The 17,789-nt window shown below is 51.6% G+C and carries 17 protein-coding genes and 1 tRNA gene; 14 read left to right on the top strand and 4 right to left on the bottom strand.

Annotated elements, in window-relative coordinates; translation table 11 throughout:
- Nucleotides 1-161: 161 nt before the first annotated feature.
- The 7 genes from ABRS97_RS01290 (at nt 162) to ABRS97_RS01260 (ending at nt 6,469) form a co-directional block, all read left to right on the top strand.
- Nucleotides 162-842, top strand: coding sequence for an SOS response-associated peptidase (locus ABRS97_RS01290; protein ID WP_367811086.1), 681 nt, complete (start codon nt 162-164; stop codon nt 840-842).
- Between the two features lie 38 nt (nt 843-880).
- Entirely contained in the window at nt 881-2,026 is a 1,146-nt protein-coding gene (locus tag ABRS97_RS01285) for a metallophosphoesterase (RefSeq protein ID WP_367811085.1), read from the top strand.
- A gap of 20 nt (nt 2,027-2,046) precedes the next feature.
- Complete coding sequence (locus ABRS97_RS01280; protein ID WP_367811084.1) at nt 2,047-2,595, top strand: hypothetical protein; 549 nt, start codon at nt 2,047-2,049, stop codon at nt 2,593-2,595.
- Between the two features lie 198 nt (nt 2,596-2,793).
- Nucleotides 2,794-3,801 carry a CobW family GTP-binding protein gene (locus tag ABRS97_RS01275; RefSeq protein ID WP_367811083.1) on the top strand — a complete coding sequence of 336 codons (1,008 nt, stop codon included), beginning with the start codon at nt 2,794-2,796 and terminating at the stop codon, nt 3,799-3,801.
- Between the two features lie 141 nt (nt 3,802-3,942).
- Entirely contained in the window at nt 3,943-4,650 is a 708-nt protein-coding gene (locus tag ABRS97_RS01270; protein ID WP_367811082.1) for a metal ABC transporter ATP-binding protein, read from the top strand.
- Nucleotides 4,596-5,495 carry a metal ABC transporter permease gene (locus ABRS97_RS01265; RefSeq protein WP_367811081.1) on the top strand — a complete coding sequence of 300 codons (900 nt, stop codon included), beginning with the start codon at nt 4,596-4,598 and terminating at the stop codon, nt 5,493-5,495. The genes ABRS97_RS01270 and ABRS97_RS01265 overlap by 55 nt, the downstream gene beginning before the upstream one ends.
- On the top strand, nt 5,492-6,469 hold the full coding sequence (locus ABRS97_RS01260; RefSeq protein ID WP_367811080.1) for a metal ABC transporter substrate-binding protein: 978 nt from the start codon (nt 5,492-5,494) through the stop codon (nt 6,467-6,469). Before ABRS97_RS01265 ends, ABRS97_RS01260 begins: the two co-directional genes overlap by 4 nt.
- 67 nt (nt 6,470-6,536) lie before the next feature.
- Here ABRS97_RS01260 and ABRS97_RS01255 read toward each other — a convergent pair whose 3' ends face one another.
- Entirely contained in the window at nt 6,537-7,595 is a 1,059-nt protein-coding gene (locus tag ABRS97_RS01255) for a TIGR03943 family putative permease subunit (RefSeq protein WP_367811079.1), read from the bottom strand.
- Entirely contained in the window at nt 7,592-8,593 is a 1,002-nt protein-coding gene (locus tag ABRS97_RS01250; protein WP_367811078.1) for a permease, read from the bottom strand. The genes ABRS97_RS01255 and ABRS97_RS01250 overlap by 4 nt, the downstream gene beginning before the upstream one ends.
- A 921-nt stretch (nt 8,594-9,514) precedes the next feature.
- Here ABRS97_RS01250 and ABRS97_RS01245 point away from each other — a divergent pair.
- The 6 genes from ABRS97_RS01245 to ABRS97_RS01220 all read left to right on the top strand — a co-directional run bounded on the left by ABRS97_RS01245 (nt 9,515) and on the right by ABRS97_RS01220 (nt 13,336).
- Nucleotides 9,515-9,937: a Fur family transcriptional regulator gene (locus ABRS97_RS01245; protein WP_367811396.1), complete on the top strand. Its 423-nt coding sequence runs from the start codon at nt 9,515-9,517 to the stop codon at nt 9,935-9,937.
- 94 nt (nt 9,938-10,031) lie between these two features.
- The gene (locus ABRS97_RS01240; RefSeq protein WP_367811077.1) at nt 10,032-10,217 is read left to right on the top strand and encodes a hypothetical protein; all 186 of its coding nucleotides are present in this window, start codon (nt 10,032-10,034) and stop codon (nt 10,215-10,217) included.
- A gap of 311 nt (nt 10,218-10,528) precedes the next feature.
- Nucleotides 10,529-10,600, top strand: a tRNA-Lys gene (locus ABRS97_RS01235).
- Between the two features lie 223 nt (nt 10,601-10,823).
- Entirely contained in the window at nt 10,824-12,044 is a 1,221-nt protein-coding gene (locus tag ABRS97_RS01230) for a GTP-binding protein (protein WP_367811076.1), read from the top strand.
- Nucleotides 12,045-12,062: 18 nt separating this feature from the next.
- Nucleotides 12,063-12,212 carry a 50S ribosomal protein L33 gene (gene rpmG / locus ABRS97_RS01225; RefSeq protein WP_367811075.1) on the top strand — a complete coding sequence of 50 codons (150 nt, stop codon included), beginning with the start codon at nt 12,063-12,065 and terminating at the stop codon, nt 12,210-12,212.
- A 116-nt stretch (nt 12,213-12,328) separates the two neighbouring features.
- The gene (locus tag ABRS97_RS01220) at nt 12,329-13,336 is read left to right on the top strand and encodes an HD-GYP domain-containing protein (protein ID WP_367811074.1); all 1,008 of its coding nucleotides are present in this window, start codon (nt 12,329-12,331) and stop codon (nt 13,334-13,336) included.
- A gap of 63 nt (nt 13,337-13,399) precedes the next feature.
- Here the strand turns inward: ABRS97_RS01220 and ABRS97_RS01215 are convergent, their stop codons facing one another.
- The gene (locus tag ABRS97_RS01215) at nt 13,400-14,410 is read right to left on the bottom strand and encodes a CobW family GTP-binding protein (protein WP_367811073.1); all 1,011 of its coding nucleotides are present in this window, start codon (nt 14,408-14,410) and stop codon (nt 13,400-13,402) included.
- A 405-nt stretch (nt 14,411-14,815) separates the two neighbouring features.
- Here ABRS97_RS01215 and abc-f point away from each other — a divergent pair, with 405 nt between their 5' ends.
- Complete coding sequence (gene abc-f, locus ABRS97_RS01210) at nt 14,816-16,666, top strand: ribosomal protection-like ABC-F family protein (RefSeq protein ID WP_367811072.1); 1,851 nt, start codon at nt 14,816-14,818, stop codon at nt 16,664-16,666.
- Nucleotides 16,667-16,731: 65 nt separating this feature from the next.
- On the opposite strand, the gene ABRS97_RS01205 is transcribed toward abc-f, so the two are convergent.
- The gene (locus tag ABRS97_RS01205; RefSeq protein WP_367811071.1) at nt 16,732-17,778 is read right to left on the bottom strand and encodes a polysaccharide deacetylase family protein; all 1,047 of its coding nucleotides are present in this window, start codon (nt 17,776-17,778) and stop codon (nt 16,732-16,734) included.
- Nucleotides 17,779-17,789 lie beyond the last annotated feature (11 nt).

Here is a 17,789-nt window from a genome sequence, read left to right as displayed (position 1 = left end):
CAAAATGACCGAAAATGATTCCGCATTGGATAAGAACCTGAACGAAGATTCCCGTTCAGGTTCTTATTGTGTCATAACAGGTCTTTCTTCCGAATTGACGCGGGTTGTTGTTTTTCTCATAATGGAGGAAGCAGAAAAAAAGCTGGGGAAGGAGGATCACCATGTGCGGACGCTATACGATTACTGTGACGCTGGAGGAACTGATGCTTCATTATGATGTGTATTACAAATATTCTTCCACGTACAGCCCTAGGTACAATGTAGCACCGGGCCAGCTTGTGATGGCGATTGTCCATGATGGGGAAAAGAACAGGCTTGGCGAGCTGCGCTGGGGGCTCATTCCGGAGTGGGCGAACGATGAAAAGATCGGCTACCAAATGCTCAATGCCAGAGCTGAAACGCTGGCAGACAAACCCGCGTTCCGCGTTCCGTTTCAGCGCAAGCGCTGCCTCATTCCCGCCGACTCCTTCTACGAATGGAAGGGCAAGGGCAAGCAAAAGCAGCCGATGCGGATTATGATGAAGAACAAAAGCATGTTCAGCATTGCCGGTCTGTACGACACGTGGATGTCGCCGGAGGGACGTCGCATCTCGACCTGCACGGTCGTGACAACGGCGGCGAACGAGCTGGTGGCGGACATTCATGAGCGGATGCCGGTCATTGTGCCGCGCGAAGCGGAGGCCATTTGGCTGGATCGCAGCATGACGAGCGCGGAAGCGCTAACCCCGCTGCTGAGGCCGTATCCGGCGGATGACATGCTCGCGTACCCGGTTGCAAGCCGGGTCGGCAATGTGCGCAATGATGACGAATCCTGCATAGAGGAGCTGCGGCTGCTGCTATAGAGGCGAAGACGAAGAGAAGGAACGGGAGAGTAGCGCACATGAAAACACGCACGGCGATAAGCATCGCACTTATATTTGCCATTATATTTGGCGTGAATGGATATATCGGCTGGCATGGTCAACTGTTCCTGTCAAGCTTGCTGGGTACTTGGTTTCACCCCGCTTTATATTGGGTATGCTTCTGGATTATTGCGCTAGCGTACCTGTTGTCGTGGGCGAGCTCGCGGCTGCTGCATGCCCAGGTGACACGCATATTGAAGGTCATCGGTTCGTATTGGTTCGCCTTCATGCAATATGGCGTCTTGCTCCTGCTCTTGACGGATCTGGCTGCCGGGGCGCTCCATCTGCTATCTTTGCCGTCCCGCACCTTCATTCCGATTCTGGGCTGGCTGGATATCCTGATTTTCGGCATTATTGTAGCGCGGGGCTCTTACAACGCGAATAGCCCTGTCATACGCAGGTATGAAATCACGATTCCGAAAAAAGCCGGAGACTGGAAGCAACTCCGTATTGCAGTCGCCTCCGATATCCATCTGGGCTCCGTTGTTGGGAACCGACATTTGCGGAAGCTGGTGGATCAGGTCAATGGCCTGCGGCCTGATCTGATTCTGCTGCCTGGGGATGTCATTGACGATGATATCCGCCCTTTTATCCGTTATAATATGGGGAAAACGATGCAGCAGTTGCAAGCTCCGCTTGGCATTTATGCGGTTCTCGGCAATCATGAATACATTGGCGGGCATATTCCTGCCTTTGTGGAACAAATGAGCCGGACTGGCATCCGTGTCCTCATGGACGAGACGGTGCATATCGCTGAACGCTTGTATATCGTCGGCCGTAAAGACAAAGCTGCAGAAAGAACGGCAGAAGGGCGCAAGCCGCTGATTGCTTTACTGGAGGGCGTCGATGCCGGACAGCCCATTATCGTGCTGGATCATCAGCCGTACCACTTGGGCGCAGCGGCTGACGCAGGCGCGGATGTGATGCTGTCCGGCCACACGCACAGAGGCCAGATGGCCCCCAACCATCTGATTACAAGAAGGCTGTTTGAATTGGATTGGGGTTATTTGCGCAAAGGGAACCTGCACGCGATTGTATCCTCGGGCTTCGGAACATGGGGCCCGCCGATTCGCCTGGGCAGCCGCTCGGAGATTATTGAAGTAACGATTCATTTTACACCCTAAGAGAGATGAGGATAACCAGCATGCAGGAAACAGATAAAAAACCGATTAAACCTGTAGAAGTGGCTGCAGCCATGATGCAGTTTACGATGAGAAGCATAGAAAACAACTGGGAAACCATGAAACCGGCGGTCTCCGCTTATTTAACAGAGCCTGAACTGTCGGAAGCCAAAGAGGACGAGCTGCTGAGGGAGATGTATATCGCTGCTTTAGCGCTCGAAATTTATTGTATTCCTCACGCTTTTGATGCCGAAACCGCGCGGCTTGTCAGCTTAGGCATGGGGCAAGTGATGGCCTCGGAAAACTTGGCGGCGCATCAATTATCGGTGCCGATCAGCGAGATCTATTTGTCTCGGTTCGAAGAGATAGAAGCAGCTGTGCCTTCGGATCTCGCGTTAGCGCTTGTAGAAGAAGCGTCCCACATGTTGTATGACCGGTTGGAGCTTCCGCTGAAGCCGGCAGATCCGACAAACACTTTCCTGTGGGCGAAGTTATTTCCTTTTCTCGCGCAGCTCGTGGGAAAATGGCCGATTTTGCTTGCGAAATTTGCGATTGAGCTGGATGAGAAGTAATGGATATACGCTACAGCTCGTCCAAACAAATGAGCAAGGAAGCGCTGCAAGTTGTTCTTATCGGTTGATTGGGCTTGTTCGTCCTTAAGGGGACCACGCCGCTGTATCTCAGATTGGGTGTAAATGACGAATAATAGAGATGAGTTACAATCATGCTACGGAGTTTTCATTTTGTATGCTAGACGGAGGTAGGGTGTTATGTCGCAAAAAAGAGTTACGGTCTATGTGTTGTCCGGTTTCCTGGGAAGCGGAAAAACGACGCTGTTGACCAAGGCAATCGATTATTTTACGGAAGCGGGACGCAAACCCGCAGTGATTATGAATGAGATTGGCGAAGTCAATCTCGATGGGCAAATGATTGCCAGCGAGGTGCCGATGTCCGAGCTGCTGGGCGGTTGCATTTGCTGCTCAAGCCGGGGCGATCTTGCCTCGGCGCTCAAGGATCTGGTGACGGAAGAGCAGCCGGATCTGATCTTTATTGAATCCACGGGCATCGCGAATCCGATGGAAATTATTGATGAAGTCACGGACGCGTCGCTCGTGCTGCCGGTTGAACTGAAGGCGGTCATCACCGTGGTGGATGGCCCGCAGCTGTTGGAGCTGAGCCGGACGAGCCGCGGCAAGACGTACCGGCTGATGCAGGAGCAGATCCGCTGCGCGAACCTGCTCCTGCTGAACAAAACAGACCTGCTGCCGGCTTCGTCGCAGCAGGAGGTAGACGCACTTGTGCGCGAATGGAATCCGCACACGTCCGTGCACTACACCGTGTTCAGCCACTTGGATATGCGGGAGATCGAAGCGCTCGAGGACGAGCGCGGGCAAGTGAGCCGTATGCATGCAGATGACCACCATCACGAGCACGACGAGCACGAGCATACCCATGCGGATGCCAGTCACCACCATCATTCGCATGATCATGTGATGGCGTATACGCATTTTTTCGAACGAGCGGTGGATAGCAACGCATTCGAGACGTTTGTCAGCAAGCTGCCGCAAGAGGTGTATCGCGCGAAGGGGATTCTCAGCTTCTCCGACACGGCAAGCCGTTTTTTGTTCCAGTACGCGTACCGGGAGATGGATTTCGTCAAAATTACCCCCAAAGGCGAAGTGCCGGATGTGGCGGTATTTATCGGTGAAAACTTCTCCAAGGAAGAAGTGCGGAGCGCACTGCGCAAGCTTGAATTTGAAAATCCAGTTCATCCATAAAGGTTGTCAAAGCGAATCCGAGCGCTGGCTCGGGTTTTTTATTTTGTCATAAACGTAAAAATTACTATTTACAAAACAGGGATCATCCTTTATGCTTAGAGGCGTTAAATAGTAATTATTACTAAAAAGAGGTGGCTTTTTATGCAACTGGCGGCAATGCGTCATGTGCTGTTCGGATACACGGACATCCCCTGTTTGGAGGATGTGAATCTGACTGTTCAGGCTGGAGAATTCGCGGCCGTTACAGGACCGAACGGAGCTGCGAAGACGACGCTGCTGAAGCTTCTGTTAGGGTTGCTGAAGCCGTGGGCAGGCAGCGTGGAGCTTCGTAAGCGCGGCGAAGGCGGGGAGAAGCTAACGACGGCTTATGTGCCTCAGCAGATGGCGGCTTTTAACGGCGGCTTTCCGAGCAACGTGCTGGAATTCGTACGTTCCGGGCGTTTCGTCCAGCATTCCTGGCTGGGCAGGATGAAGTCGCATGATCACCAAGTGACGGAGATCGCTCTGCGGCAGGTCGGCATGTGGGAGCTGCGGCACCGCAAAATCGGCGAGCTGTCAGGCGGCCAAAAGCAGCGCATATGCATCGCGCGCGCCCTTGCGCAGCAGCCGGATCTGCTCGTTTTGGATGAACCGACGACGGGGATGGATACGGATAGCAGAGCAGGGTTTTATACACTCATGCATCAACAGGTGAAGGAGCATGGCCGAACCGTGCTGATGGTTACGCATGGGCTTGAAGAGGTGGCTCCTTACCTTGACCGGGTCATTCGATTGGAACGAAAGGAGAGAAGCGGATGGAAATGCTGCACTACGACTTCATGCAGCGGGCATTTTACGCCGGCGGATTGATCGCGTTGATCGCATCTGCACTAGGTGTATACCTGATGCTTAGAAGGCAGGCTCTAATGGCCGATACGTTGTCTCATGTTTCACTCGCAGGCGTTGCGCTGGGAGCGACTGTCCATATCAATCCTTCCTGGACCGGTTTCGCAGCAGCGGTGGTTGGCGCCATATGCGTGGAAATGGTTCGACGCTATTATCGAGCTTACAGTGAAATGTCGATCGCAATTATTATGATCGGAGGGTTGTCCGTAGCCGTCGTGCTGATGAGCCTCAACCAAAGCATTAACAAAGGATTCTCCGCGTATTTGTTCGGCTCGGTTGTTGCGGTGAACAGCTTGCAGCTGTGGATGATGCTGGGGGTCGCTCTCCTGAGCGGTTTGTATTTCTTTGTCATGAGACGCCCGCTGTATCAGATGGCTTTTGACGAAGAAACGGCTCGGACCAGCGGTCTTCCCGTGCGCTGGATATCCTTGTCTTTCAGCGTGATTACGGGTATGGTGGTTGCGGTAGCGATACCGGTTGTCGGCGTACTGCTCATTTCTTCGCTGATTATTTTGCCCGCTGCCTTGGCTATTCGCTTGGCTGTCAGCTTTACGGCGGCGATTTTCCTCGCGATGGGCATTGGACTGACGGGTGTATATACAGGATTGACCGCCTCCTATGCGCTAAGCACGCCTCCCGGAGGCACCATTGCTTTGATGCTCTTAAGCTTTTGGGTACTAGGGATTGGATGCAAACGGCTCTGGGTGAAGCTGGGTAAAACGAATAATCGCAAGCAGTCCCAGTTCCAGCCGCAGCAAGAAAAAAGGTTTCAAACGGAATTGAACGTTCAAATGGAGGGAAACCCATGAAATCCAGATCATCTTTTTTACCTCAAACAACCGCTATTCTAGCAGTAGCTGCTATGATGCTGGGCGGCTGTTCAGCCTCAGAACCTGCGGCTCAGAAAGCAACAGCGCCAGCGGCGGAAAATAGCAAGATCAAAATCGTAACGACCTTTTATCCCATGTACGAATTCACGCGTCAGGTGGCGGGCGAACACGCCGATGTTACTGCCCTAGTTCCAGCTGGTGCAGAGCCGCACGATTGGGAACCTACAGCGCAGGATATGAAACAAATGGAAGAGGCGAACGTATTCGTGTACAACGGTGCGGGCGTAGAGCATTGGGTCGATAAGGCGCTGCAAAGCGTGAAGAAGGACCATCTTACAGTGGTCGAAGCCAGCAAAGGGATTGACCTGATGGAAGGTGCAGAAGAAGAGGACCACGACCATGAGACCGAAGCGCATTCGTCTGAAAAGGCATGGGACCCGCATGTCTGGCTTGATCCCGTGCTCGCTCAAAAGGAAGTAGCCTCCATTGAGTTGGCATTGGAACAAGCCGATCCTGTACATAAAGAGGACTACAAGAAAAACGCAGACGCTTACATAGTCAAGCTGAAAGAACTGGATCAGTCCTTTCGAGCCGCTCTCAGTACGGTTAAACGTAAGGAATTCGTGACGCAGCATGCTGCATTCGGCTATCTAGCCAAGCAATATGGGCTTACCCAGGTGCCTATCGCGGGACTTTCGCCAGAGGAGGAGCCGCAGCCAGCGAAAATGGCGGATATCATCCGATTCGCCAAGGAGCATGAGGTGAAAACGATATTTTTTGAAACGCTGGCTGATCCTAAGGTCGCCGCCGTCGTTGCGAAAGAAGTCGGCGCAAAGTCAGCCGTCCTGAACCCGATTGAAGGCTTGACGGATGAAGACAAGTCCCAAAACCTCGATTATATCGGACTCATGCAAAATAATGTAAAAGCACTGCAAACGGCGCTGAACGAATAGCCGGGTTGCTCGCAGGTAAAGCAAAAACCGTCAAGGAACGCTGTACTGTTCCCTGGCGGTTTTTTCACTAATCCAATTCTTTGAGCGGCTCGAAATTCGGGTAAATATAGGGGGAAGCCGGCGCTTCGATTTTTTCGATTTTATTTGCTTGAATCGTAAAAATATCATTGCCGTTATAGCTGCCGTTTTGGATCGTCCCCGTGACCTTCACCCACATGTCCTTCGTGTAGTTCTGAGCCGTGGGGAAGGTAATCATGACCCCGTAAGGCATCGCATCCGCCGAGCAGCAGCTTACGGCGAAGCGCCCGACAACGAATTGGTCGTTCTTCATGTTGTCTTCGCGGTAAACAAACCCGCTAAGCTCAATCTTTTTGCCGATAAAATTGGTTTTGAACAGGTCGATTGACGATAAGATCTCCATATATATGACCGGTTTGACGACAATCGTCTCCTTTTTATAAAGCTGCATGCCAATTTTGGAAAAGTCCTCATCCCACTCATTATCGGCGTGGAACAATTTCTGGAGCTCAGCATCGCTGATATCTGCTCCTGTAGGCGCAGGCGCAAGAGTCGGTGTAGGCGTAGCGGCAGGAGAAGGGGGAGTTCCGGGGCTTTCTGCGCCAGGACTGGTCTTGTCAGCGCCATCCGTACTCGAACTTCCGGCAGAGCTGGACATAGCGTCAGGGGCCGTTTCCTGCGGCTCACTTTTGCCAGTCGCTGATTCTGAGTTCAGCTTGGCGATTGACGCTTTTGCGGCAGAGAGATTCATGCCCTTTGCAGCGGCTGTCGCGCTATTCAGCGCAGTGTTCGGCAGCAGAAAGCCAAACAGCAGAGGCAGCACAAGCAGTCCGTAAGCAACTGTGTTGCGCAAGAAGGAACGGGAGGCCGGATGCTCGCAGTCGCAGGCAGCTCTTTGGCCCCAGTAAGACCGCAGCGCGGAGTAGCCTTGGAAGCAGGCGACGACATATAAGACAACGGCCGAATATTTGACATAGATCATCATGCGTGGAGCAATGTAGTATTGCAGCGCATCCGACTTGACCAGATACACGATATAGGTCGAGAAACCTAGCAAAATCAAGGTGCGAAAGAAGTAATGAAAACTCATCAGCCGCTTGTCACTCATAACCATACCTCCAACAGCAGGGATCCTGCCAGTACTGTTATCGCGATCAGCAGCGACAGGACGAGCACGAATTTCGATTTGAATACCGAGAGAAGCATCAATGTGCTTTTGAAATCAAGCATGGGACCGAGCACGAGGAACGTAAGCAGCGATCCGGGTGTGAATGATGTCTGGAAAGACGAAGCGACGAAAGCGTCCGATGTGGAACATAGCGACAACACATAGGCAAAGCCCATCATGAACAAATGAGAGCTCAGAGGACCTTGTCCAATGGCCAGCAGGCTTTCGCGCTGCAAGAAGGTTTGGATGAGCGCGGTGAGCAGAGAGCCGAAGACGAGGTATTTGCCCATCTCAAAAAACTCATCAGAGGCATGCAGGAAAAAAGAGGTGATCTTGCTTCCTTGATGCCAGTGGCCCTCCAGCTCAGCTTGACCGGATAACTGGGCGCGGGAAATGCGCAGCGGATTGCTTTTGATGAATCGATACAGGAGCAGGCCGATTGCAGCTGCGACAGCAAAGGCAAGTCCCATGCGGGAATAAGCCATTGCCGGATGATTGCGGAACGCCATGAAGGTGGCTGCGAATACAATCGGATTAATAATCGGCCCCGTAAGGATGAAGACGACGGCGATGTAAACCGGCATCCCTTTCAGAATGAGCCGTCTCACCACAGGAATCATACCGCATTCGCACATGGGAAAAATAAGGCCTAGCAGGCAGGCAAACAGGATGCCCACGAGTGGATTTCTTGGAATCCAGCGAGCAATGGTTTGCTCGGAGATGAAGGTTTGCAGCAAGGAAGAGAGCAGCACGCCTAACAAAATAAACGGAATAGCCTCCAGCAAAATGCTGATAAACATAGTCTTGAAGCTTAGAATCTGCTCGGATGTCAGAAGAGAGATTTGGGGAAGCTCTCTGTTCATGAGGATGAGAACAAGCAAGAGGAAACAACTGGCAGCCAGGGCTTGCAGGCTCACGCGAAATAAGGTAGTTGGCATCGAAAAGCTCCTTAATGATAATTATTACTATTATAGCCTATGAGCGCGAAAAGGGATATAGGACAATTTTTTAACAGATGTTAAATCCTTTACAGAACTAAAACGTAAGGGATGCCCATTCTAACAGATAGGCATATGTCGTCAGGCATGTGTGTGACGAGCTCGCAGAGCGGAGAGACTCCGCACGCATCGTGTGGTCGAGCATTTGATATGATGGAGGTAGCAGATCCGAAGATCCGGAAAGTGCCACAGCGGTTTGGATCACCCCATACCGCCTCGACTGCGATAGATCGTCATTTTGCGCGGGTGAGCGGAACGTAGGTGCGTTATGTGGCGGTATTTTTGGTTGCAGGGACGTTTCGCGGAACTACGGTACCTTATGAGCAGGAAATGCTGGGTTCTAGGCACGTTTTCGTTCATTTAACGCACCCTAGTTCCGCTTCAGGGGGAGAAAAGGGACGTTACCGTAGAATAAGGCATCGTAGTTCCGTCGATATCGCTGTACATGGGGAATAGGCGGTCCGGCAGCACCTTCTCCGTTTTCATGCGAAGCTTGCGAAGGCAAAATGTCCTCGGAATCTTACCCTTACAGGGGTGTTCGTGGATAGGAATACCAGATGGAAGACAGGTTAGTTAAAAGAGAAGAAGAAGACAGCACAAAGTCGAGCAGAAAAAAGGCCAACCAGCTATTTCTGGCTAACCTGATAATACGAAGGGAAGGGTGTGGTGGAAAAGCGATAGCGGTTGGAACCCCCATACCCAATTCTCTCCCCATGCCTGGATGCATGGGTTTAGACAATTCTTATGTCCGGAGGAAGTGCGCACTTGACGCAAGTGGATAGTTTACGGCACTATTAGGAGAGAACATTCCATGACAGAGGGGTAATGTAAGTGGGCACTCATACGCATACGATTGACGAGATGCTGAAGATGATGGCTGGGCAAGGGTGGAGAATTACGGAGCAGCGCAGGAGCCTGGCGGCTTTATTTGCTGAATCGGATAGCTATTTGTCGCCGAAAGACGTTTATGAATATATGAAGCAGAAATATCCGGGGGTCAGCTTCGATACCGTGTACCGCAACCTCCGGTTGCTAAGTGAAATGGGGGTATTGGAGCAATTCCATTTGGCCGATGGCTTGAAATTTAAGGCAAGCTGCCAATCGCACCACCATCACCATATGATTTGCGTCAGCTGCGAAAAGACGGTAACCTTCGAATTTTGTCCGATGAAGCATGTGAATGATTTGCCGGAAAGCTTTGATATCCAAAGCCACCGGTTTGAAATATTCGGATACTGCTCGGACTGCAAGTCAGGTTCACCCAATTCCCCGTCTGTACATTAGGCGCCGCACTGTAGAACGATAAGTTCCGCGCGCGATTTTTTATTTCCTTCATTCTTTGGTATGATGGATGTGGTACAAGAGAGGGGGGAATCAAGTGGTTAAACTGGGTTTGGATCAAACAGAGCTTGAGGCATTGCTAACGGATATCACGGATGAACAGGTGCGAGCAGCAGTAGCTAAAGCCATCTCTGCCAATAACGAGGCTATTGCAAAACAAGTATTTGCATTAGTATCTAGCGATCTCATGAACGCTTTTAAGGCAATGGGCACGAAATCATAGCATGAACAAAAGCGCCCGAAAGGGTGCTTTTTCTCTTTTCTGGCCAGTATCAGCGTGCTTTTCTTTTTTTGCGGTGATAAATGAGCCAGCCCATGGCGATGATGGCGAGAATGAGCGGGACGCTCAGAACAACGATATAACCAAGGTGAAATAAACTCAGGAAAATCTCCTCCTAGTAGGACAATTATGCTTATTAGGATGAATCAGGAACGATAAATTATGTATCGCCGCAAAAATTATCTCCGAATGGGGGGTGCGAAAGGCAAGTTTGACGATAACAAGCATGTCATGTTAGAATAATAAAACCATGCAGGTCCGTAGCTCAATGGCAGAGCAACCGGCTCTTAACCGGTAGGTTGTGGGTTCGACCCCCACCGGGCCTATACAACAAACAGAAGCTCATGATAGCCTCAACTGGCTAACGTGAGCTTTTTGCTTTTCATAATAGTCTGCGCATGTAAAAGGAGTTGACAGAAAGATCCAGAATTCGTATTATTAAATAGTAATTATTACGATTAAATAAATGCGAGCTCAGCAAACCTGGAAATTCAGGTTTTTACTTTCGGATAAAATCGTAATTTTTACATATAAGAAAGGAGTTGCGAGATGGTAACAAAGAGAACAGAGGCAAGCAAGCTGCCCGTTACGGTGCTTAGCGGATATTTAGGAGCTGGCAAAACAACGATTTTGAACCATGTCTTGAACAATAGAAGCGGTTTACGGGTTGCTGTTATCGTCAACGATCTAAGCGAAGTGAATATCGATGCGGCATTGGTGAGAGACGGTGGCGGGTTGTCCAGAACGGAAGAGAAGCTGGTTGAAATGTCCAACGGCTGCATCTGCTGTACGCTGCGCGAGGATTTGTTGCGCGAGGTTGAACGCTTGGCGCTGGAAGGAAGCTTTGACTACATATTGATTGAATCAACAGGCGTTGGGGAGCCGCTTCCGGTTGCGCAAACATTCACTTATATCGACGAAGAGCAGGGCATTGATCTGTCTCAATTTTGCCGGCTTGACTGCATGGTAACGGTCGTTGATGCGTATCGCTTTTGGCATGATTATGCGTCAGGGGAGACGTTGCTGGAGCGCAGTGAAGCAGTAAGCGAAGACGACACCCGCGATGTGGTGGATTTATTGATGAGCCAGATTGAGTTTTGCGATGTGCTGATCCTGAACAAATGCGATCTTGTCACAGAAGAGGACGCTAACGAATTGGAGCAGGTGCTTCGGAAGCTGCAGCCTCGCGCGCGGGTTATCCGGAGTGAGGGCGGGATTGTAGAGCCACGGGACATATTGAACACGGGGTTGTTTAATTTTGAAGAGGCGAGTAATTCCCCGGGTTGGATGCAGGAGCTTCAGGCTGAGCGCCACACACCTGAAACAGAGGAGTACGGGATCAGTTCGTTCGTCTATGAACGGAGGAAACCGTTTCATCCGGAACGCCTGACGGAATGGATGAAGTCATGGCCCGAGGAAGTTGTCCGCGCGAAAGGAATCGTTTGGCTCGCTACGCGCCCGGATATGGCGCAAAATATGAGTCAGGCCGGACCCTCGATTCAATTCGGACCAGCGGGATATTGGGTAGCGGCATTATCGGAAGCGGAGCAGCAGGAGATTCGTCTGGAAGATCCGCAAGTAGGGGAGGGCTGGGACCCGACCTTCGGCGATCGCACGAATAAGCTCGTCTTCATCGGCATCGATATGCCCAAATTAACGATCATGGCTGAGCTAGACGCCTGTCTCTTGACGCCAGCCGAAATGGAGCAGGATTGGAACGCCTTCGCAGATCTACTGCCGAATATCACTGCGACGGAACTGCATGGATGAAGAGGAGGGGAACCCTGAATGAGAGTAACTGTGACGTTAGCTTGCACAGAGTGCGGAGACCGGAATTATACAACGACGAAAAATAAGCGGACGCAGCCGGGGCGCCTGGAGCTGCGCAAGTATTGCCCGCGTTTGAACAAACATACGCTGCATCGTGAGACGAGGTAGCAAATCGCAAAAATTTATCAAATCTTTGTCGAAATTTAATATAAATTGAATGTAAATATTGTAAAACCTAGTTTACAATTTGGATAATCATTCGTTACATAGGAGATTATCGCCAAATGAAGAGCATTCTTGGGAGAAGAGTAAGGCAGGACGTTGTAAATGCAGTTGGACTCGTTCTGGTCCCCGCGCGGTCCATCATTGGCAGCGAAGAACTTGAGCTTTTGCAGATGCATCGCGTTGATCTGTTTTCAATCATTTTCGATGCGGATGCGGAGCTAGCTTCGGTTTCTAGCGAAACCCGCATGGCGCAAGTCGTGCAGCATGCCAAAGAGTTATTTCAATCGATTCAAGTCACCCGCAAAATTCCTCTGCTCGAAATTCGCGAAGAAGTGATCCCCGCTGTACAACAAATGACTGAGAATCCGAACGTCTTTCAGCTTTTTGAAGCTGTAAGGGCGAAGGACGATTACACGCATGAGCATAATATTGGTGTCGGCGTACTTTCGACCTTAATTGGTAAATGGATGAATTTGAGCGCTAAGGAACTAACCACACTTAGCCTCGCGGCCACTTTGCATGATGTGGGGAAAGTCAAGATTCCACTTGAAATTCTCAACAAACCTGGGAAGCTGACCAAAGAAGAATACGAAGAAATGAAGCGGCATAGCCTTTATGGCTACCAAATGCTCAAGGATACTGTAGGCGTAGGATCGAGAGTTGCCGCAGTAGCGCTTCAGCACCATGAGAGGGAGGATGGCAGAGGCTATCCGTACGGTTTGAAAAGCGACAAAATCGACCTCTACAGTAAGATTGTAGCGGTAGCGGATATTTTCCATGCAATGTCTTCCAAACGTCCGTATCATGAACCGATGCCGTTCTACGAAATTATCGGGCAAATGCGAAATGGCACCTTCGGCGAATTAGAGCCGGAAATTGTTTCCCTCTTTTTGAACAATATTACGCGCCATTTAATCGGCAATCAGGTTGTTCTTTCTGATGGCCGGCAAGGCGAAGTCGTGTACATTAATCCTCACGATTTGGGGAATCCATTGATAAAAGTAAATGATGAATTTCTCGATTTGAGCAAATCGCGTCATATCCAGATTCAGACGATTATTGCATGATGAAGGCAGCCTCTTGCGTTCTTTTGAACACAAGCAGGCTGCCTTTATTTTCACAGGGATGTGTCAGCGGGGGGCGGCGGTCAGCCACTTATTCCAGTCGTGCTGCAATGCAGCTGCATCCAAATCCATGCCGATAAGTACGATGTAGGGTTCACCCTCATAGCGCGCCTGCTCCCAGTTGAACCGTTTGCCAGCGTAGTGCAGGATGAACGTCTGACCGCCGGAACCCAAAGAAAAATAGCCTTTGGCGCGTAACAACTGCGAGCCAAGCTTGGCTAGATAACGTTCTACCATCCGTTGCGTGATAGATGGCGGGAAATTTGCGGAAAGGGTTGCCGTTTGAATGCGGGAATAGGATAACTGGGGGTGGGCTGAATCCGTGTTGGATCGTACACTTTTGACGATCTGCAGCTTACGGTTAAATGAGGGCTGAGCAAGCGTAGGCTGCTCAAGCTGTCTGAGCGATCCGAAGATGAGATTTAAATCGAAGAAGCTGTGTGCTGTTGACAGCAGTAGAGAACGCTCGTTCCATTTACGAATGGTCTTTGCGATTGCTTGACGTTGTTGATCGCTGACGAGATCGACTTTGTTGAGCAACAGCAGATCGGCTACTTCCATTTGCCTGCGAAGCGTATGTACAAGCTCGCGATCGGAAGCAAAGATACTGTTGTATGCAAGCACATGCTCGGCATCCAGGACGGTTATGACGGTGTGCAGCTTCACAAAAGGCAGAAGTGCGGGCTCTGTTAACGCATCGACGATTTCTTCCGGATTAGCTACACCGGTCAATTCGATGATGATGACGTCCGGCTTTCGAGTGAGCAGAAGCTTGATTGCGTCTGTGATGTCGCTTTTTTTGCTGCAGCAGATGCAGCCGTCGAGAAGCTTCTCTACCTTTACCTCGGGGGAAGCAGACTGTAAGAGATGGCCGTCTACGTCTTGTTGGCCGAGCTCGTTCATCAGCACAGCAGGCTTAACTCCAAATGAATCTGCTTCTCGCAGCATGCGGAGAAGCAGTGTTGTCTTGCCGCTGCCAAGGAATCCGCTAAGCACAATAACGGGAATTTTGAACACAGGATGGCTCCTCTCTACTTTCATAAATAGTAATTATTACGAATTAATTGTAGCGCAAATAACCTCCTGCTTGCAAGAGTTACTGATAAAATGCATATAATGTTTCTTTCCCTTGCGGGAGGCTCTATCTATGATAAAATAGAACCATCTTGAAGAAATTGGGGGTACCTTTAGAGCGATGTACAATGTAGCCTAACTCATTACTGCCGTAACGAATGAATCGTGATAAGCAGACTCTGCGCGTAAACAGGTAGAGCGAGTAGGATACGTATGTCTAAAGGGGCTCACTCCTTCATTTTTCAGGAGCTGCTGTTTTTGCATATGCGATTATTCAGATCGTTCTTCCTGACCGTAGGCCTAGCTTGCGGTTTTTTTGTATGTTGAATTAGGGAGGGGCGCAGCCATATGGCATTACTGATCAAAGCGTTGAATGTGATGAAAGAATTTGCGGGCAAACCGTTGTTCGCGCATGTAAAATTGGAGGTCCACACAGGAGAGCGGATTGCGATTTATGGCCGCAACGGCATAGGCAAGACGACGCTGCTTCGCTTACTGGCCGGTACAATGCAGCCTGATCAAGGCACAATAGAACGCAGGTTGCCGCTAGAGGCCTGGGGCTGGATGGGGCAGTTGAGCGAAGCGGACGAAACGGTGTCGACGTATGCTTACGCCGAGTCTGGGAGCCCGGAGCACTGCGCAGCCAAGCAGGCATTGAAGGATCTGGAGGCGCGAATGCAGGATGCCGCGCAACCAGATATAGAAAGTGTGCTCGCCGACTATCAGGAGGCGGCGGAGCGGTACATGGGGCTTGACGGTTATCACTGGGAAGCCCAAGTGGAGCGCAAGCTGCTTCAGCTCGGGCTTGGCCGCGAGCTGTGGGAACTGCCGCTCGGCGAGCTGAGCGGCGGGCAGAAGACGCGCGCCCAACTGGCGCGTCTGATGGTGCGCGAGCCGCAGCTGCTGCTGCTCGACGAGCCGACCAACCACCTCGACGCGGAGTCGCTGGATGGGCTCGAAGCGTGGCTTCGCGCCTATCCGGGCACCGTCGTCTTCGTCTCACACGATCGCCATTTCATGGATCGTGTGGCGACCTGCCTGGTGGAGCTGTCGCCCGCAGGCAGCCGTAAATACAAAGGCGGGTACTCCGACTATACCCGCCAGAAAGAACTAGAGCTGCGTACGCAGGAGCAGCTCTACCGGAAACAACAGCTGCTGAAGGAGCAGCTGTTGGAAAGCATACGCACGTACCGGCAGTGGTTCCATCAGGGCGAGAAGATCGCCCGGACGGCCGAGGTGCCGATACAGCGAGGCTATTTCCAGGCGCGAGCCGGCACGCATGTTTCGCGGATGAACGCGAAGATGAAGGAGCTGGAGCGCTTGGAAGCAGATCGCGCGGAGAAGCCGCGGGAAGCGGCGCACCTCAAGGTCAAGCTCGGCGCGAGCGAGTTTGCTTCGCAGACGCTCGTTAGGATGGAGCGGGCCGGCTTCGGTTACAGCGGCCGCGAGCTGTTCGCTGAGCTGAGCCTCAGCGTCGAGCGAGGCGACCGTTTGGCTGTGCTCGGCCCTAACGGCTCCGGCAAAACGACGCTGCTGAAGCTGCTCGCCGGCCAACTGCAGCCCGCTGCCGGCGCGGTGCGGCAGCACCCTCAGGCGTCGATCGGCTATTTCTCGCAGGCGCTCGACCAGCTCGACGACGAAGCCACACTGCTGGACAGCTTGCTGACGCTGCCCTCCATGACACAGACCCAGGCGCGAACGATTCTAGGCTGCTTCCTCTTCTCCGGCGAGGATGTGCATAAGCGCATCGCCGATCTAAGCATGGGCGAACGCTGCAGAGTCGCGTTCTTGAAGCTCTATTTCAGCGGGGCAAATCTGCTCGTGCTCGATGAACCTACGAATTATTTGGATATCGACACGCGGGAACGAATCGAACAGGCACTGTTGCACTACCCGGGGGCGATGGTTATCGTCTCCCACGACCGTTATTTTGTCCGGAAGCTGGCGACGAGGCTTTTGTGGCTTGGGATAGGCAACAGGCCCATCCCGTTCGCAGGCACGTATGAAGAATACGCGGAAGCGAGCAAGACGCAGGAGAGTTCGCCGGAGCTTCTGGAGAGGGCTAATGAAAAGCGCCAGCTGGAATTGACGCTGGCACAGTTGATGAGTGAAGGCGCATGGAGCACTGAGATCGCTCATAAGCAGCTTCAGCAGATTCGGGATATCAAGTCGAGGCTTGCCGAGCTGGAACAAGAGTAAGTCCGCGCATCTGCTGGCTGAAGGTGAAATAAGCCGGGGCGCACCCTTATGGGCGCGCTTCCGGCTTATTTGCTCTTAGCGACGTGAAGCAGATCAGGCACAGTCACGAAGGAGTAGCCTGCTGCTTTAAGTTTGCTGATCAGAGGCCCAAGCGCTTGCACCGTCCCGGATAAGTCCTGGCTATCCGCCCCGCCGGAATGCTGCAGGATAATAGAGCCAGGCTTCATTTGCTGCATAATATTGTGCAGTACCTGATCGGACTTGAGCGATTTCCAATCCAGAGAATCTACATTCCAGTTGACAATTAAATAATGGTGGTCGGCCATCCATCTGACTTGTTCCTCATTGATCGCGCCGTAAGGAGGCCGAATCAGCTTGGGCGCGTAGCCGATCAGTCCTTGAAGCACGCTTTCCGTGCTTTCAATTTGACTTTGAAAGCTGTCCGCTGTGAGCTTAGGCAGGTTAGCGTGGCTGTAAGAGTGATTGCCAATGATGTGCCCTTCTTTGACGATCCGCCTGACGATGTCCGGATATGCGCTGGATTGAGAGCCAAGCAAGAAAAAGGTCGCTTTGACCTGATTAGCTTTCAATACGTCCAGAACTTTAGGCGTGAATCGGGTATCAGGCCCGTCATCAAAGGTTAAGGCTACTTTCTTTTCCTGTGAAGAGCCGCGCAGCTTGAATGTTTCCGGGTATTTGACAACTAACTGGGAGAGGGTAAGCCTCTTCTGCGCTCCCCGTACTTGATGCTGGTTCTGCTGTACGGGAACGGATGGTTTTTTAGCGGGCTCGGGCGAAGGTACGGTTGATTTGAGTCTTGTTTTTCCTGCAGGGCTTGGCGCTGGTTTGACCGGATCTGGCGTCGGCGAAGCTTGAAGAGCAGGCGGTGCGGCAGGTGTGGACAAGGGTGGTGCGGAAATTGGCGACAGAGGAGTAGCGCTTGTGGACCCGGATTCCTCTTTCGGGTTATTTTCAAGAAGATTGGTTGTCTCATGGGTCCGTTCATCCGGCTCTTGGGCATATCGCTGATCCTGATAAGGCTTCATTTTGGAAACGCCACAGCCTGAAATTAGCAGGCAGACGATGACGATAAACCACATCCGCTTGGTCATGGCAATCCTCC

This window comes from Paenibacillus tabacirhizosphaerae, assembly GCF_040812395.1.
In the GTDB taxonomy this organism is placed as follows: domain Bacteria; phylum Bacillota; class Bacilli; order Paenibacillales; family NBRC-103111; genus Paenibacillus_E.
Note: the sequence above shows the minus strand (reverse complement) of the source record. Positions and strands in the feature narration are given on the sequence as shown.

Excerpts from the sequence above, each read along its gene's own strand:
- rpmG (WP_367811075.1), top strand. The coding sequence starts at position 12,063 with ATGAGAGTAACTGTGACGTTAGCTTGCACAGAGTGCGGAGACCGGAAT.
- ABRS97_RS01280 (WP_367811084.1), top strand. The coding sequence starts at position 2,047 with ATGCAGGAAACAGATAAAAAACCGATTAAACCTGTAGAAGTGGCTGCA.
- ABRS97_RS01290 (WP_367811086.1), top strand. The coding sequence starts at position 162 with ATGTGCGGACGCTATACGATTACTGTGACGCTGGAGGAACTGATGCTT.
- ABRS97_RS01285 (WP_367811085.1), top strand. The coding sequence starts at position 881 with ATGAAAACACGCACGGCGATAAGCATCGCACTTATATTTGCCATTATA.
- ABRS97_RS01250 (WP_367811078.1), bottom strand. The coding sequence starts at position 8,593 with ATGCCAACTACCTTATTTCGCGTGAGCCTGCAAGCCCTGGCTGCCAGT.
- ABRS97_RS01265 (WP_367811081.1), top strand. The coding sequence starts at position 4,596 with ATGGAAATGCTGCACTACGACTTCATGCAGCGGGCATTTTACGCCGGC.
- ABRS97_RS01260 (WP_367811080.1), top strand. The coding sequence starts at position 5,492 with ATGAAATCCAGATCATCTTTTTTACCTCAAACAACCGCTATTCTAGCA.
- ABRS97_RS01220 (WP_367811074.1), top strand. The coding sequence starts at position 12,329 with ATGAAGAGCATTCTTGGGAGAAGAGTAAGGCAGGACGTTGTAAATGCA.
- ABRS97_RS01205 (WP_367811071.1), bottom strand. The coding sequence starts at position 17,778 with ATGACCAAGCGGATGTGGTTTATCGTCATCGTCTGCCTGCTAATTTCA.
- abc-f (WP_367811072.1), top strand. The coding sequence starts at position 14,816 with ATGGCATTACTGATCAAAGCGTTGAATGTGATGAAAGAATTTGCGGGC.
- ABRS97_RS01245 (WP_367811396.1), top strand. The coding sequence starts at position 9,515 with ATGCTGAAGATGATGGCTGGGCAAGGGTGGAGAATTACGGAGCAGCGC.
- ABRS97_RS01255 (WP_367811079.1), bottom strand. The coding sequence starts at position 7,595 with ATGAGTGACAAGCGGCTGATGAGTTTTCATTACTTCTTTCGCACCTTG.
- ABRS97_RS01270 (WP_367811082.1), top strand. The coding sequence starts at position 3,943 with ATGCAACTGGCGGCAATGCGTCATGTGCTGTTCGGATACACGGACATC.
- ABRS97_RS01230 (WP_367811076.1), top strand. The coding sequence starts at position 10,824 with ATGGTAACAAAGAGAACAGAGGCAAGCAAGCTGCCCGTTACGGTGCTT.
- ABRS97_RS01275 (WP_367811083.1), top strand. The coding sequence starts at position 2,794 with ATGTCGCAAAAAAGAGTTACGGTCTATGTGTTGTCCGGTTTCCTGGGA.